The sequence below is a fragment of the Nosocomiicoccus massiliensis genome (assembly GCF_002871345.2).
Taxonomy (GTDB): Bacteria; Bacillota; Bacilli; order Staphylococcales; family Salinicoccaceae; genus Nosocomiicoccus; species Nosocomiicoccus ampullae_A.
The window spans coordinates 428826-442966 of the sequence record NZ_CP136964.1 but is presented as its reverse complement, the minus strand read 5'-3'; the positions used below and the strand labels follow the sequence as shown (position 1 = coordinate 442966).

The following is a 14141-nucleotide window of genomic DNA, read 5'->3' as shown; positions in this document are numbered from 1 at the left end:
AGAGAGAAAAGTATGAAGTTTGTACAATTAACTGATGAAGAATATAAAAATTTCATTGAAAACGATGGGCGTGAAAGTGCCTTTTTCCAAATGATTGAAAATAAAGCAAATCGTTTAGTCGATGGACGATGGGAAGTAGAACTGCTCGGTCTTAAAGACAAAGAGGACAAAGTCATTGCAGCAGGACTATTTACAAAAGAACCGAGTGTATTAGGCAAATACTTTTACTATTCAAATAGAGGACCTGTCTTAGATTATGATAATTTAAATATCGTTCGTGCTTACTTTGCTGGATTAACTGAGTACTTAAAGCAAAACGATGCATCACTCGTTAAAGTGGATCCAAACTGGATTTATAAAAAATACGATAAAGATGTAAAACCTTATGATGATTATGAAAACCGTGACGAAGTCATTCAACTATTAGAGAGTATGGGGTATGTTCACCAAGGATTTACACGAGGCTACTCTAATACATCACAAGCACGTTGGATGAGTGTGTTAGACGTGAGTCAATTTAAAAATGAAGATGAGCTTGTAAAGTCGTTTGATAACTTACGCAGAAGAAATATGCGTAAAGCCAAGCGTTACGGGGTAAAGGTTCGCTTTTTAGAAGTAGATGAGATGGACATTTTTGTCGATATGTATCTCGATACTGCAGAGCGCCAAGACTTTTTTGTCAACGAAGATCCTAGAACTTACTTTAAACAATTCAAAGAAACTTACAAAGACAAAGTGCTCGTACCTTTAGCATATATCGAGCTCGATCCTTTTATCGAACAAACAGAAAAAGAAGTCAACAAACTTCAAAAACAAAAAGAAAAGCAAGAGAAAAAAGAAAATCAAAATCAAAAGACGTTAAATAGAATTAACGAATTAGAGAGAAATATCGAAGGACATTTAAATGACCTTGAAAAAGCGAAAGAGTTTAGAGAAAAATACGGCAACGTATTAAATCTCGGTAGTGGGGTATACTTTGTAACACCTTACGAACTCGTATATAACGCAGGTGCTTCAAGCGATGAATTTAACATGTTTGTTGGTCCATACATGATGCACTTAGAGATGATGAAGTATGCGATGGATCACGGAATTGCACGTTATAATTTCTACGGCGTATCTGGGGACTTTAGCGAAGACGGTGAAGACTACGGAGTATATCGCTTTAAGAGAGGATTTAATGCTCAAATCGAAGAATTAGTCGGAGATTTTGTGAAAGTCATTCATCCACTTGCAAATAATGTAAACAAGGTTAAAGCAAAGTTAAAACAAAAGCTCGGAAAAAGATAGTAAAGGATGCATTGTAAATGAAAGTTGAAGAGATTTCAGAACAACAATTTTATACGTTTATGAAAACATATAAAGATATGTATCATTTTATGCACGATGAACTATATTATGACTACATGAAAAATAACACAACCGTCTACCTATTAGGTTTAATAGATGACATGGATAATGTAATTGGGGTATCAATGCTGAGTGAATATCCGCTTGTCAGATTCTTTAAAGCGATGACTACACATTCTGGACCTTTAATTCTCGATTATACTAACGATAAGCTAGAATATTTTATTCAAGAAATCAGTTCATTTGCAAAAGAAAAAGGCGCAGCAAGTCTAACATTTTCACCTTATATGATATATCAAGTGAGAGATTCTGAAGGAAATGTCATAGAAAACGATGAGCGAAATAATCATGAAGTCATTCATCTTTTTGAAAGAAATGGATTTAAACATCACGGTTTTACAAGACAAATGATCTTTGAAGAAAATATACGATTCCAATCTGTAGTAGATATCAGTGGTAGTTTAAAAGATATTTTAAAAAATATGAGCTCGTCTACACGATATAATACGAGACAGTGTGAAAAACTCCCTCTGAAACTAAAATATTTAGATGAATCAGAGTATGATAGATTCATTGAAATCTATAAAGATACTGAAGAACGATTACAATTCAATCCAATCCCAGAACATCGTATAAAAGCACAGTTGAGAAATTTAAAAGATAAATCATATATCGTCATGTCTCAAATTGATTTAAACGAATATATAGAGTCTCTAGAGAAAGAGTTTGATGAATTATCTCAAGAAATTGAAGCATTAGAAAATAAAGAGAATAAATCAAATGGTGAAAAACGCCGCTTAAATGAAAAGAAAAACCTAGTGAAAAGTAGAGAAAAACGATTAAATGAAGCAATCACACATCGTGATAAATATGGTGGTTTAATCGATTTATCTGTCGGTATGTATTACTACAATAATAATGAGATGGTATATCTATATAGTGGTAGTTATCCAGAGCACTCACAGTATCTAGGCACGAACTTTGTGACGTGGGAAATGATCAAAAAAGCAAAAGAACTCGGACTTGAGCGCTTTAATATGTTCGGAATCACAGGAAATTTCCATGAAGGCGCAAGTGATTACGGTGTATTTAAGTTTAAACAAGGTTACAATGCTTATATCGAAGAACTACCTGGTACATTTACAAAAGTATTTAAACCGATCGTTTTAAATGCTCAAAAATTAATCGATAAAGTTAGAAAATAATGAAAAAGAGAAGCACAGATGTTAATAATAATCTGATGTGCTTCTCTTTTATATTCATTTCGATGTGGTTGATTCTTTATCGAATAAATTTTGTATGTCCTTAAATACTCTTGAGTGTTTAAGTCTAGAGTAGATCAGTACTGCGATAATTCCACCAATGATTGTCGCGCCGACGAATCTCGGCGTATATAAGAACCAAACTGCATTTGAGTCTAGGTCCATAAAGAATTGCATAATAGGTACGGATACAATCGATCCGATGATTCCTGTTCCAACGAATTCCCCGAACCATGCTCCAAATATGGATTTTGTGAATTTGTAACATAATCCGGCTAAAATCGCACCAAATAAAGCGCCTGTTATAGCAAGTGGCGGAATGTTAAAGATAAACATTCTTAAAATTGCTGTGACGAGTGCGATTAGAGTGACATAAAATGTACCAAATGTGGCAAATATAATGTTAAATACTGTTGACATAGGTGCCATACCTTCGATTCTAATCACTGAAGATAATACAGTGTTTAATGCTATACATATTGAAATGATTGTCAGTTTCTTTGTCGACAATTAAAGTTGCACCCATTCTTCTTGTTTATATGACATATCAAAGAATAAGTACTCGAATCTGACACTCATATAAAATGCGTTTAACATTCTTTCTTTTTGGTCGTCGTTTGCTTTATCGTATAATTTGTCGCAAAGATCGATATGTCTTTCTGTTAAGTTGTTGAACTCGTCTGTCACGTACGTATCGATCCAGCTTTGGTAGATCGGTACTGGAGACTTATGTTTCACTAATTCAGCACCGATATCTTGGTATAACCAAGGGCAAGGTAACATCCCCGCAACCGCAACGCCAATGTAGTCTTCAGACTCTACAATTTGTCTATACATATGAGCGATGTAGTGATCAGCTGTCGGCGCAACTTCTGTGTTGTCAAATTCTTCATCCGAAATATTTTGATCTTTAAAGAAATCTTCACGAACAGCGATTTCTCCTGCTTCTAAATCTTCTCTGTTACGCGTCATAATATCTTTAATTTCTTTATCTTCTGCGCGATCTGCAATTTCACCAAATAGGCGAGAGAAGTGGATTAAGTAATAGCCATCTTGTATTAGATAATATCTAAATGATTCATCGCTTAACGTACCGTCAGCTAACCCTGTTACGAACGGATGCGTGTGGCTACCATCCCAGAATTTCTTTGATAATTCGCGAGCTTTCTCACTAAACTTCATAAAATAATTCTCCTTTTATTTGCACAAAAAAAGCTCCGTTAGAGGAGGCTTGTGAAATAAACACATGCAAAATAAGCATGCATATACACAACACCTACGCTAGCATTACCTAGATCAGGTTGTGGGTCAGGTCTTATCTTTCTCAGCCGAAGCTCCCCATGTGCTTAATATTTGATTACAACCGAAGTATACTATACTTTTTACATTTTGTCTTATAAATATAAAAAGATGAAAAATTATTGACAATTTAAAATAGAGCGTTTAATATAATAATTACTTATTCGTAAAAGTAAAAGTAGTTGTTGTAGCAGTCAGAAAACATGTGGTAGATGCGAACATGTACAATGCTATTTTGAATTGGGCGAATAATGTTTAACTAAATATTGATAAGAAAAGCAATTAAGGTGGCACCGCGAAATAATATCGTCCTTACGAATATTATTACGTGGTGCTTTTTTGATTGAATGAGTGAACAGTTTTACTGTTAATATAGGTGGCACCGCGCATTTTGCGTCCTTTTTTAGGATTCAAATTGCGCGTTTTTTTATAAGGAGAGTGATGACAGTGTTATTAAATAATTATTGTGAGTTTAAATTTAAGCGATGGCGTCATCGTGATAAATCTAAATAATATTAAAAATAAGGAGATTATAATAATGAATATTAACACAATAAATAAAATTCAAACTGAAGCAGATAACAATGGATTTTTTGGAGAATATGGCGGTGCATTTGTACCTGAAGAATTAAAAGCGGCTATGACAGAATTAAAAGAAGTGTACAACGAATTAAAACATGATGAATCATTCCAAGAGGAATTTAATTATTATTTAAAAGAATACTCAAGTCGTGAAACACCACTGACATACGCTGAAAATTTAACGAGAACACTTGGCGGCGCTAAAATTTATTTAAAGCGTGAAGACTTAAACCATACAGGTGCTCATAAAATTAACAATGCGATTGGGCAAGCGTTAATTGCACAACGAATGGGTAAAAAACGACTCGTTGCTGAAACAGGTGCTGGACAACACGGAGTTGCAAGTGCAACTGTCGCAGCGATGTTCGATATGGAAATCGTAATCTTTATGGGTGCTGAAGATATGCGTAGACAACGATTAAACGTCTTTAGAATGGAACTTCTTGGTGCAAAAGTTGTCGCTGTTGAAGAGGGGAATCGTACGTTAACTGAAGCAGTAGACGCTGCACTTGAATATTACGTAAAAAACGTCGATGACACACATTACTTACTCGGAAGTGCATTAGGTCCAGATCCATTCCCAACAATTGTCAGAGACTTCCAAAGCGTTATCGGTCGTGAAATTAAAACTCAAATATTAGAAAAAGAAAACCGACTACCAAATGCGATTGTTGCATGTATCGGTGGCGGATCAAACGCAATTGGTACGATGCATCCATTTATCCTAGATGAAACGGTAAAATTATATGGTGTAGAAGCTGCTGGTAAGGGATTTGAAACGAATCAACACTCAATGGCCATAAATAAAGGAAAAGTAAATATATTACATGGTACTAAAATGTATTTAACTGATGATGATGCATACAGTATATCCGCTGGATTAGATTATCCAGGAGCTGGACCTGAACATTGTTATTATCATGACATTGGACGTGTTTCATACGAATACGCAACAGATGAAGAAGCATTAAACGCACTCCAAGTACTATCTAAAACAGAAGGAATTATTCCTGCTTTAGAAAGCTCACATGCCGTCGCACATGCATTAAAACTAGCACCAACGATGAATCAAGACGAAATACTCGTCGTAACAATATCCGGACGCGGCGATAAAGATATGGACCAAGTCATGGAATACTTAAATCAATGAACACGACAATACGTATCCTTATATAAGCTATATTTGGATACGTATTTGTTTTTACATATAAAGTTTACATAACATATATTATAGGAAGTTATATGTATTGTAGGATACGAACAAGTACTCACTATCCTTTTTACGTTAACGTATCGAAAATTCGTTTATGCAAATTGCTTTATCGTTCATATAAATTATTTAATTTTATATAATGCTCTTTTGTGTAAACACAGTTATCTTTTCGTTAACGCAAATCATCTAATTGTTCACATAATAACTCAGTCGTTTACACAATTTCAATTTGTGTAAAATTAATAATACTACTGACATTTACTACGATATTAAACAATAAAAAAGATGAAAAACCTCGAGCTTCCGAAGCTCTTCATCTTTTAAATGATATGATACATATCTCATGTTAGTCATATAGTTCTTCTTTTCGACGCTTATATTGACCAGAATCATATGCACGTTGTGCGATTTTACCTTCATTGTATTTCGTGTAAATGTACAGTATCATCGCAATCCATATAAATATGAACCCGATAAATTCGTCCATACTAAAAGGTTCTTTAAATATAAATATACCTAGAATAAATATTAGCGTTGGATCGATATAGAGTAAAAATGCCATTAATGATAACGGCACTTGTTTTGCACTCGCACTGAATAATACGAGTGGCACGCTTGTCACAGCTCCTGATAATAGTAACCAGTACGTTGACGGGTTCATACCTATTGTTAAGCCGTAATTCACATGCATATAGATTAAGCCGGCAATTGCAAATGGTAATAATGCTAGTGTTTCTAGCGTAATACTGCTAAGTGCGTGTATACTTAATGATGATTTAATTAAACTATAAAATGAAAATGATAATCCAATAATAAACGCAATATATGGTACAGTACCGAGTTTTATGATCATATACATAATGCCAATCACTGTAATTCCAATGGCTACCCACTCTACTAACTTATAACGATCTCTTAAAAATAAAAATGCTAATATTATCGTAATTAACGGTGTTAAGTAAAATCCGATACTCACTTCAACTGCGTGGCCAGAATTTACTCCGTATACGTACATACCCCAGTTTATTGAAATAACAAAGCCAGCAAGTATTACCGTAAAAATCTTACTTTTATTTTCTTTTAAATATTTTAAATCCTTCTTAAATTGAGACGTATGATTAAAAACTTAAATTTCAAGTTTAAGTTAGCCACTTGAAAATAGTTATTTCAGTAAATTTCACAAAGTTATATTGTACGCTTTCTTACAGTCTTTTGCTTGACGTGGGTATGGGCAAGATATCCGCAAAGCGGGATGTGTGGTGGATGTTTGCGTTCAACTTCAAACAACACACAGGGCAAGTCATGCCCATAAGGGCCCCAGGTCAAGCAAAAGATTAAGCAGCCAGTTCTAAATCCAATTGCTTCAACTCTTGCACAAAAGCCTGGTGGGGTGTTTTATAGTCCAGAATTCTTCTTGGATAATCGTTCATCCATTGTTGAATCCGCTGGACCTGGCGGTCGCTTACTTCTTTAAGAGACTGATGTTTCGGCAAGAAACGCCGGATAATCTTATGTTGATTCTCACTCGTTCCACGTTCAAAAGAAGCAAAAGGATGGCAAAAATACACATCGGTTTCTTCAGACAGATGGGATAGGTTGGCGAACTCACTTCCGTTATCCGAAGTGACTGTTTTAAAAATCTGACTGTCCAATCCTTTTAAGGACTGTATAAAGCTCTGCAGAGTTTGGTCTACCGCATCAGCTCTCTGACCCGCAATTTTGAAAATTTTCTCAAAGCGTGTCTTTCGCTCTACGAGCGTCAATAGAACAGGTTCATCGGCATCAATTTTTCCAATGACGGTATCAATTTCCCAATGACCAAATTCTTGGCGATTCTCTACGGATTTTGGCCGTTCTTCGATTGAGGTACCCAAAACTTTTACATTTCGTCGCACTCGACCTTTGGTAGACCGCGGTTTCCGTCCAACCTTTTCGAGTAAGTCGATATTCTTGGTGCGCATGATGCCACTGTCGATCCAATTGTAGAGGGTTGAAGTACTTGGAATGATCGCCGGATCAAACAGGTCCATGGCTTTATTAACCACTGTATCTGGAGACCATTTGTCTTCAAGCATTTTTCGATCCGCCCATTCAGTGAATCGCTCCGTTTCCACCCATTTGGGACGGCGGCCACAGTTCGCACGATTTCGCAGATAAATGTCATGATGCAGCTCTGCGGAGTAGACCTTTTTATAGTAGGTATACGTCTTGCCATTCTGTTTCTGTTGGCTTTTCTGCGTGACAGACGCTGTATTGATGGCATTATTGATGGTTTGTGGACTACGTCCAAGCAAAGACGCAATCTTTCGATTGGATAAATCAAGTGCTTTATACGCTTCAATTTTCTTCATTTCACCGTATGTAAGGTGTTTAGATTTGCGTGATTCTGTGTTATTATCTACATGGGTCATGTGAATTCTCCTTATATTGGTTGGTGGTACATTCAATATAACATGAAATTCACATGGCTTTTTTTATTTTAAGTGGCTAGGTTGATTATAAAATCTTCCCGTATGATTAAAAATTGGTATGATTAAAATCATAAATAAAAACGACATAATCGTTCGAACTAAAACGACTTCAATTGGATGAATATCTTCTAATAATGCCCAATATAAAGGCGTTAACCCCCATAATGTATATGCTAAAATCGCAGTTAAAATGCCATGTCTTTCAGTCATTCACTTCACCATCCATTATTAAATTTGTACATTTTAAAACCCCTTATATAGGTATATAAAGGGCCAACAAATAGCAAAGCTTTTTCGCTTTATTTATATAATATTTATATGTTCAATTGCATGAACTTAATTTTAATATAAACAATATGAATAAGCAATATGATAGAAGATTAAATTTTCTGTATTTTTTAGAAATACAATGTATAATAAGAATATAATTCGAAAACCGAAAGGAAGATAAAATATATGGCATTACCTTTAAGAAGCGAAGTAGATGTGAACTACACATGGAACTTAACGGATTTATGTAAAAATGACGAAGAAGCAAAAGAGAAATGTGTTGCTTTAAAAGAAGAAATTCAAGCATTTAATTCAAAGTTTGAAGGCAACTTAAATGACGTTGACACTGCAGTCGATGCAATTGATGCGTATCGTTCACTACTAGAGCAACTCGTAGTTGTTAGTACATATTCGAGTTTAAAACTATCGAGTGACCAAAGCGATGCTGAAGCACAAAAACTTTCTAGCGTTGTCGGTACGACGTCTACTATATTTTCAACAGAGACATCATTTTTAACGAGTGATTTACTAAGTAAAGAAGAAGACTTTTTAACTCAAATAAAAGAGAATAAAGAAGAATATACAGGTTATATCGATCACTTACTACGTTTTAAACCGTATCAACTCGATCCAAAAGTTGAAAAAGCACTTGCTAGTTTTAGTAATGTATTTAGTGGACCATACGAACTGTATTTAAAAACGAAATTACTCGATTTAGACTTCGGTTCGTTTACTGTGGACGGTAAAGAGTACCCACTTTCTTATTTATCATTTGAAGGTGAATTAGAATCACACCGTGACGAAGAAGTTCGTCGTACAGCATTTAGACAATTTAGCGACGTACTAAGAAAGTATGAGCATACGACGGCTGCGACATATGATTTACATTTGAAAAAAGAAAAAGCAGAAGCAGACTTACGTGGATTCGATTCAGTCATCGACTACCTACTCCATGATCAAGAAGTGCCACGTGAGTTATATGACCGTCAAATTGACACGATTATGAAAGATCTTGCGCCACATATGAGACGCTATGCTAAACTTTTACAAAAAGAAAACAATATCGAACATATGAAATTTGAAGACTTAAAAATTTCACTTGATCCTGATTCAGAACCAGAAATTACAATTGATGAGTCTCGTAAATATATACTCGACGGCTTAAGCGTTATGGGAGAAGACTATATAAACATGATCAACCGTTCATACGATGAACGCTGGATTGATTTTGTATCGAATAAAGGTAAATCAACAGGTGCATTTTGTTCGAGCCCATATGGTGTACACCCGTATATTTTAATTACGTGGACGTCACTTATGGAAGAAGTATTCGTTCTTGCACATGAACTTGGTCACGCAGGGCACTTCTATAATGCAAATAGAGAAAACAATATTTTCGATACACGCCCTTCTCTATACTTTATAGAAGCACCATCAACATTAAACGAAATGTTAATGGCAAATCACTTATTAAAAACAAGTGATAACGATAAATTTAAGCGCTGGGTCATTAGTTCTATTATTTCTAGAACGTATTACCATAACTTTGTGACACACTTACTTGAAGCCGCATATCAGCGTGAAGTGTACAAAATGGTCGATAACTACGAAACAGTAACCGCTGCAGATTTAAATCGAATTAAACGTGAAGTACTAGAGGAATTCTGGGGTGATGATGTAGAAATCACTGAAGGTGCTGAACTTACATGGATGAGACAACCACACTACTATATGGGATTATATCCATACACGTATTCTGCAGGACTTACGATCTCAACAGAAGTATCTAAGCGAATTTTAAACGAAGGACAACCAGCAGTGGATGACTGGTTAGAAGTATTAAAACTCGGTGGTAAGAAAAATGCAGTAGAACTTGCAAAACATGCAGGTGTTGATATTACAACAAGTGAACCACTTGATAATACAATTAATTATATCGGTGAACTCATCGACGAATTAGAAAAATTATCATAATTACACTACCCCTTTAGACAAACTAAAGGGGTATTTGATTTCATCAACTAATTTTAATATAATTGACCTACTCAATTATATTAGGTGATGTTATGGATAATAAATTAAAAGAGACGATTTATGGATTTATACAATTTTATGAGATCCTTAATCACAGTCAGAACCCTACTAAAATTGGTTTAACAAAAGCTGAAGTAGATGTAATTGACTATGTCGGTCAAAATGAGCAAGTCACAGCACGGCAAATCGAGAAAGCACTTCATATAGATAGAGGCTTTTTAAGTAGAACAATCAAAAGTCTTGTTAATAAACAGTTAATCGATCGTTTGCAGTCAAAACACGATAAGCGAAGTTTTGTTTTAAAGCTAACTAAAGATGGAGATGTAAAGAGAAAACAAATTGAAATTGAACAAGAACAATCATTTACTGAAACGTTCAAACATCTATCTGAAGAGGAAAAAGAATTATTCAATGATGCATTATTAAAAGTCATTAAAATTTATAACAAAGAAGCATTAAATGTAGAGTCAGTAGAAAAGAAGAAAATAGATAATGATATAAAATCGTTTGATAAAGAGGATAAAGTGTGGCAAACGAGTGATGGTGCTACCCTACTCTATAAAAAACACGATGAATGGATGGCTGAATTGATACTTTCTGAAAATTTACTGAAGGAAGATGCGTTAAATGCAATTTTAAAAGATGTTATATCATATGCATATGATGACTATGCGAACCACTTATATGTCAATGTGCCTAAAGAAGCTAATTACGAGAGCGTATTAGAAAAACATGACTTTTTTGAAACAGAAAATCAAGATGATCATATTCGATATGACTTATTCTTATAAAAGTTAACATAATATTATTGGTGTAAACAAAAAGAGCGCTTATTCGCGCTCTTTTTTAATGTATGTGCCTTTTTTATCTTGCGTAATTTTACCATCTTTCATTAAGCTACCTAATGCGCGTTTAAAGCTCGCTTTAGACATGTTAAATATCGATTTAATATCTTCTGGCGATGATTTATCGTTATAGACCATCGATCCGCCATTAAGAAGTAAATACTCGTAAATTTCATCAGCATCGGTATCTATCTTTTTGTAAGCTTTTTCGATAAATGAACCGTTCATTTCGTTATGCTCATTAAATCCAATGACTCTTACTTTTACAGCTTCACCGAGTCTTGGCTCTTCTTTTCGTTCTGATTCATGGACGAATACTTTGTATCCATCGTCAGCTAATAAGAATGTACCAACCTTTAATAAGCGGTAAGGTCTTGCGTTTAACCATGTGTTACGGTGTGTTTTAAACACTTCTTCATCAAACGGTTGTGACATCTCTCTAGCTTCTGTTTCTGTAATTAATCGACCGTATATTTGGTTGTCACTTTCTACACGTAAAGTTGCCATAACTTTATCGCCAGGTTTTGGCCAAACTTTTTTAAGTTTTGGTAAATCTTCATAAGGGATTAAAAAATCTTTCGGTGCGTCGATATCGATGTACACACCGTCATACGTCACTTCACTCACTGGTACGAAATCAAATTTGTCTCGAGTAATTTTTGGAATGACTGGAGAAGCGAATAACTCTCCACGCGTATTTGGATATATGAATACCGCAACGTCCTGTCCGACTTCATACTCCTCTTGTTGTAATGATTTGTTCATACGAATTACTTCATCGTCTTCAGTTTTAAAGTATAACGTTGACCCCTCTACTCTATCTAACGTTAAAAATTGAGTCGTTCCTGATAATCTCTTCATAAAATCTCCTAATCGTCGTTATAATATATTAATCATAGCATATGTATAGTATAATTACGTGTAATAATAATTAAGGAGAATGCACATGTTACAAGTTAGTGATGTGAGTTTACAATTTGGAGATAGAAAATTATTTGAAAATGTAAACATAAAATTTACACCGGGTAACTGTTATGGACTTATTGGTGCAAACGGTGCAGGTAAATCGACGTTTTTAAAGATCTTATCTGGAGAAATCGATTCTCAAACGGGTCATGTAACGATGGGACCAAATGAACGTATGGCGTTTTTAAAACAAGACCATTATCAGTACGAGGATGAGACAGTTTTAGACGTTGTATTAATGGGACACGAAGAGTTATGGCAAATTGCAGAAGAGAAAAATGCGATATACATGAAACCAGACTTTAATGATGAAGATGGTATGCGCGCAGCTGAGCTCGAAGCGTTATATGGTGAAAAAGGTGGATATACTGCAGATAGTGATGCTGAAAACTTATTGCACGGTTTAGGTATTGATCAGGATATCGTTAATAAAAAGATGTCTGAACTAGAAAACAGCCAAAAAGTAAAAGTATTACTCGCACAAAGTTTATTTGGTAACCCAGACGTGTTACTACTCGACGAGCCGACGAACGGTTTAGATATTAAAGCGATCCAGTGGTTAGAAGAGTTTTTAATCAACTTTGAAAACACTGTAATCGTCGTATCACACGACCGTAACTTCTTAAATAACGTCTGTACACATATCGCAGACTTAGATTACGGTAAAATTCAAATTTACGTTGGGAACTATGACTTCTGGTATCAGTCAAGTAAACTGGCTAAAGAGTTAATGCAAGAACAAAACAAGAAAAAAGAAGAACGTATCGCTGAGTTAAAAGAGTTTATTGCGAGATTTAGTGCAAACGCTGCAAAATCGAAACAAGCGACGAGTCGTAAAAAGATGCTCGAAAAAATTGAACTCGATGATATTAAACCGTCAAGCAGACGTTATCCATACGTTGGATTCACGCCAGAAAGAGAAATTGGGAACGATCTTTTACAAGTTAAAAATTTATCACACTCTATTGATGGAACTGAAATTTTAAAAGATGTAAACTTTACAATTAACCCGAACGACAAAGCGGTTATCGTTGGAGATAGTGAAATTCAAAAGACAGTTCTACTCGACATTTTAGCAGGCGTCATTGAACCTGACGAAGGTGAAGTCATTTGGGGTGTAACGACGACACAGACGTATATGCCTAAAGATAATAGTGAGTACTTTGAAGGCGTAGAATTATCACTCGTTGACTGGCTAAGACAATACGCACCTGAAGACGAACAAACAGAAACGTTTTTACGTGGTTTCTTAGGACGCATGTTATTTAGCGGTGAAGAAGCAAAAAAACACGCACACGTTCTTTCAGGTGGAGAAAAAGTACGAGCAATGCTGTCTAAAATGATGTTATCTAAAGCGAACGTTTTACTACTCGATGAACCGACAAACCACTTAGACTTAGAAAGTATTCAAGCGGTGAACGATGGTCTCATTAAGTTTAAAGGATCGGTTTTATTTACATCACATGACTTTGAATTCATCAACACGATCGCAAACCGAGTCATTGAACTAAACGAAGTCGGAGCAATGACTAAAGAAACATCTTACGAAGAATACTTAATTGACAAAGGTATTTTAAACAAATATTAAACAAAAGAACCTCTACCAGTTGGTAGAGGTTCAATTTATATTGAAAGCTATTAGTATTATAATTTAACTACGTTTGTCGCTTGTGGACCACGGTCGCCTTCAACGATTTCGAATTCAACTGCTTGACCTTCTTCAAGAGATTTGTAACCTTCCTCTTGAATTGCTGAGAAGTGTACGAATACGTCATCTTCTCCTTCGATTTCGATAAAGCCAAAACCTTTTTCAGCGTTGAACCATTTTACGTTACCTTGTTTCATTTAA

At 35.1% G+C, this 14141-nt stretch carries 12 protein-coding genes, 1 pseudogene and 1 riboswitch; of the genes and pseudogenes, 6 read left to right on the top strand and 7 right to left on the bottom strand.

Going from position 1 to position 14141, the window contains the following annotated elements; translation table 11 throughout:
* Positions 1–12: 12 nt before the first annotated feature.
* Positions 13–1290, top strand: coding sequence for a peptidoglycan bridge formation glycyltransferase FemA/FemB family protein (locus CJ229_RS02285; protein ID WP_102167512.1), 1278 nt, complete (start codon positions 13–15; stop codon positions 1288–1290).
* A 17-nt stretch (positions 1291–1307) separates the two neighbouring features.
* Positions 1308–2555 carry a peptidoglycan bridge formation glycyltransferase FemA/FemB family protein gene (locus tag CJ229_RS02280; protein ID WP_317846611.1) on the top strand — a complete coding sequence of 416 codons (1248 nt, stop codon included), beginning with the start codon at positions 1308–1310 and terminating at the stop codon, positions 2553–2555.
* Between the two features lie 54 nt (positions 2556–2609).
* Here CJ229_RS02280 and thiW read toward each other — a convergent pair whose 3' ends face one another.
* Both thiW and tenA read right to left on the bottom strand, forming a co-directional pair.
* Positions 2610–3122 carry an energy coupling factor transporter S component ThiW gene (gene thiW / locus CJ229_RS02275; RefSeq protein ID WP_102167514.1) on the bottom strand — a complete coding sequence of 171 codons (513 nt, stop codon included), beginning with the start codon at positions 3120–3122 and terminating at the stop codon, positions 2610–2612.
* Positions 3123–3794 (bottom strand): thiaminase II, encoded by a 672-nt coding sequence (tenA, locus tag CJ229_RS02270; RefSeq protein WP_102167515.1) that lies wholly within the window; start codon positions 3792–3794, stop codon positions 3123–3125.
* Between the two features lie 73 nt (positions 3795–3867).
* A riboswitch (TPP riboswitch) is annotated at positions 3868–3963 on the bottom strand.
* Between the two features lie 501 nt (positions 3964–4464).
* Here tenA and trpB point away from each other — a divergent pair.
* Complete coding sequence (gene trpB / locus CJ229_RS02265; RefSeq protein ID WP_102167517.1) at positions 4465–5643, top strand: tryptophan synthase subunit beta; 1179 nt, start codon at positions 4465–4467, stop codon at positions 5641–5643.
* Between the two features lie 409 nt (positions 5644–6052).
* Here trpB and rarD read toward each other — a convergent pair.
* From rarD to CJ229_RS02250, 3 genes and pseudogenes are all read right to left on the bottom strand, one after another.
* Positions 6053–6808, bottom strand: a pseudogene (gene rarD / locus CJ229_RS02260) (EamA family transporter RarD); the annotation flags it as partial.
* Between the two features lie 232 nt (positions 6809–7040).
* The gene (locus CJ229_RS02255; RefSeq protein WP_068128648.1) at positions 7041–8117 is read right to left on the bottom strand and encodes an IS30 family transposase; all 1077 of its coding nucleotides are present in this window, start codon (positions 8115–8117) and stop codon (positions 7041–7043) included.
* Between the two features lie 63 nt (positions 8118–8180).
* Complete coding sequence (locus CJ229_RS02250; protein ID WP_102167283.1) at positions 8181–8387, bottom strand: EamA family transporter; 207 nt, start codon at positions 8385–8387, stop codon at positions 8181–8183.
* 246 nt (positions 8388–8633) lie between these two features.
* On the opposite strand from CJ229_RS02250, the gene pepF reads away from it, so the two are divergent.
* Together pepF and CJ229_RS02240 are read left to right on the top strand one after the other, a co-directional pair.
* Complete coding sequence (pepF, locus tag CJ229_RS02245) at positions 8634–10421, top strand: oligoendopeptidase F (protein ID WP_102167284.1); 1788 nt, start codon at positions 8634–8636, stop codon at positions 10419–10421.
* A 92-nt stretch (positions 10422–10513) separates the two neighbouring features.
* Entirely contained in the window at positions 10514–11272 is a 759-nt protein-coding gene (locus CJ229_RS02240; protein WP_102167285.1) for a MarR family winged helix-turn-helix transcriptional regulator, read from the top strand.
* Between the two features lie 39 nt (positions 11273–11311).
* On the opposite strand, the gene CJ229_RS02235 is transcribed toward CJ229_RS02240, so the two are convergent.
* A complete protein-coding gene (locus CJ229_RS02235) occupies positions 11312–12187 on the bottom strand; it encodes a CvfB family protein (protein WP_102167286.1) in 876 nt (291 codons plus the stop codon).
* Positions 12188–12272: 85 nt separating this feature from the next.
* On the opposite strand from CJ229_RS02235, the gene CJ229_RS02230 reads away from it, so the two are divergent.
* Positions 12273–13880 carry an ABC-F family ATP-binding cassette domain-containing protein gene (locus CJ229_RS02230; protein ID WP_102167287.1) on the top strand — a complete coding sequence of 536 codons (1608 nt, stop codon included), beginning with the start codon at positions 12273–12275 and terminating at the stop codon, positions 13878–13880.
* 56 nt (positions 13881–13936) lie between these two features.
* Here CJ229_RS02230 and CJ229_RS02225 read toward each other — a convergent pair whose 3' ends face one another.
* Positions 13937–14137 carry a cold-shock protein gene (locus CJ229_RS02225; protein ID WP_040928095.1) on the bottom strand — a complete coding sequence of 67 codons (201 nt, stop codon included), beginning with the start codon at positions 14135–14137 and terminating at the stop codon, positions 13937–13939.
* Positions 14138–14141: the final 4 nt, after the last annotated feature.

What these genes read in the sequence shown, in the direction of transcription:
- CJ229_RS02285 (WP_102167512.1), top strand. Translation starts at nt 13, where the DNA reads ATGAAGTTTGTACAATTAACTGATGAAGAATATAAAAATTTCATTGAA.
- CJ229_RS02250 (WP_102167283.1), bottom strand. Translation starts at nt 8,387, where the DNA reads ATGACTGAAAGACATGGCATTTTAACTGCGATTTTAGCATATACATTA.
- CJ229_RS02225 (WP_040928095.1), bottom strand. Translation starts at nt 14,137, where the DNA reads ATGAAACAAGGTAACGTAAAATGGTTCAACGCTGAAAAAGGTTTTGGC.
- CJ229_RS02235 (WP_102167286.1), bottom strand. Translation starts at nt 12,187, where the DNA reads ATGAAGAGATTATCAGGAACGACTCAATTTTTAACGTTAGATAGAGTA.
- CJ229_RS02230 (WP_102167287.1), top strand. Translation starts at nt 12,273, where the DNA reads ATGTTACAAGTTAGTGATGTGAGTTTACAATTTGGAGATAGAAAATTA.
- CJ229_RS02240 (WP_102167285.1), top strand. Translation starts at nt 10,514, where the DNA reads ATGGATAATAAATTAAAAGAGACGATTTATGGATTTATACAATTTTAT.
- tenA (WP_102167515.1), bottom strand. Translation starts at nt 3,794, where the DNA reads ATGAAGTTTAGTGAGAAAGCTCGCGAATTATCAAAGAAATTCTGGGAT.
- CJ229_RS02280 (WP_317846611.1), top strand. Translation starts at nt 1,308, where the DNA reads ATGAAAGTTGAAGAGATTTCAGAACAACAATTTTATACGTTTATGAAA.
- pepF (WP_102167284.1), top strand. Translation starts at nt 8,634, where the DNA reads ATGGCATTACCTTTAAGAAGCGAAGTAGATGTGAACTACACATGGAAC.
- CJ229_RS02255 (WP_068128648.1), bottom strand. Translation starts at nt 8,117, where the DNA reads ATGACCCATGTAGATAATAACACAGAATCACGCAAATCTAAACACCTT.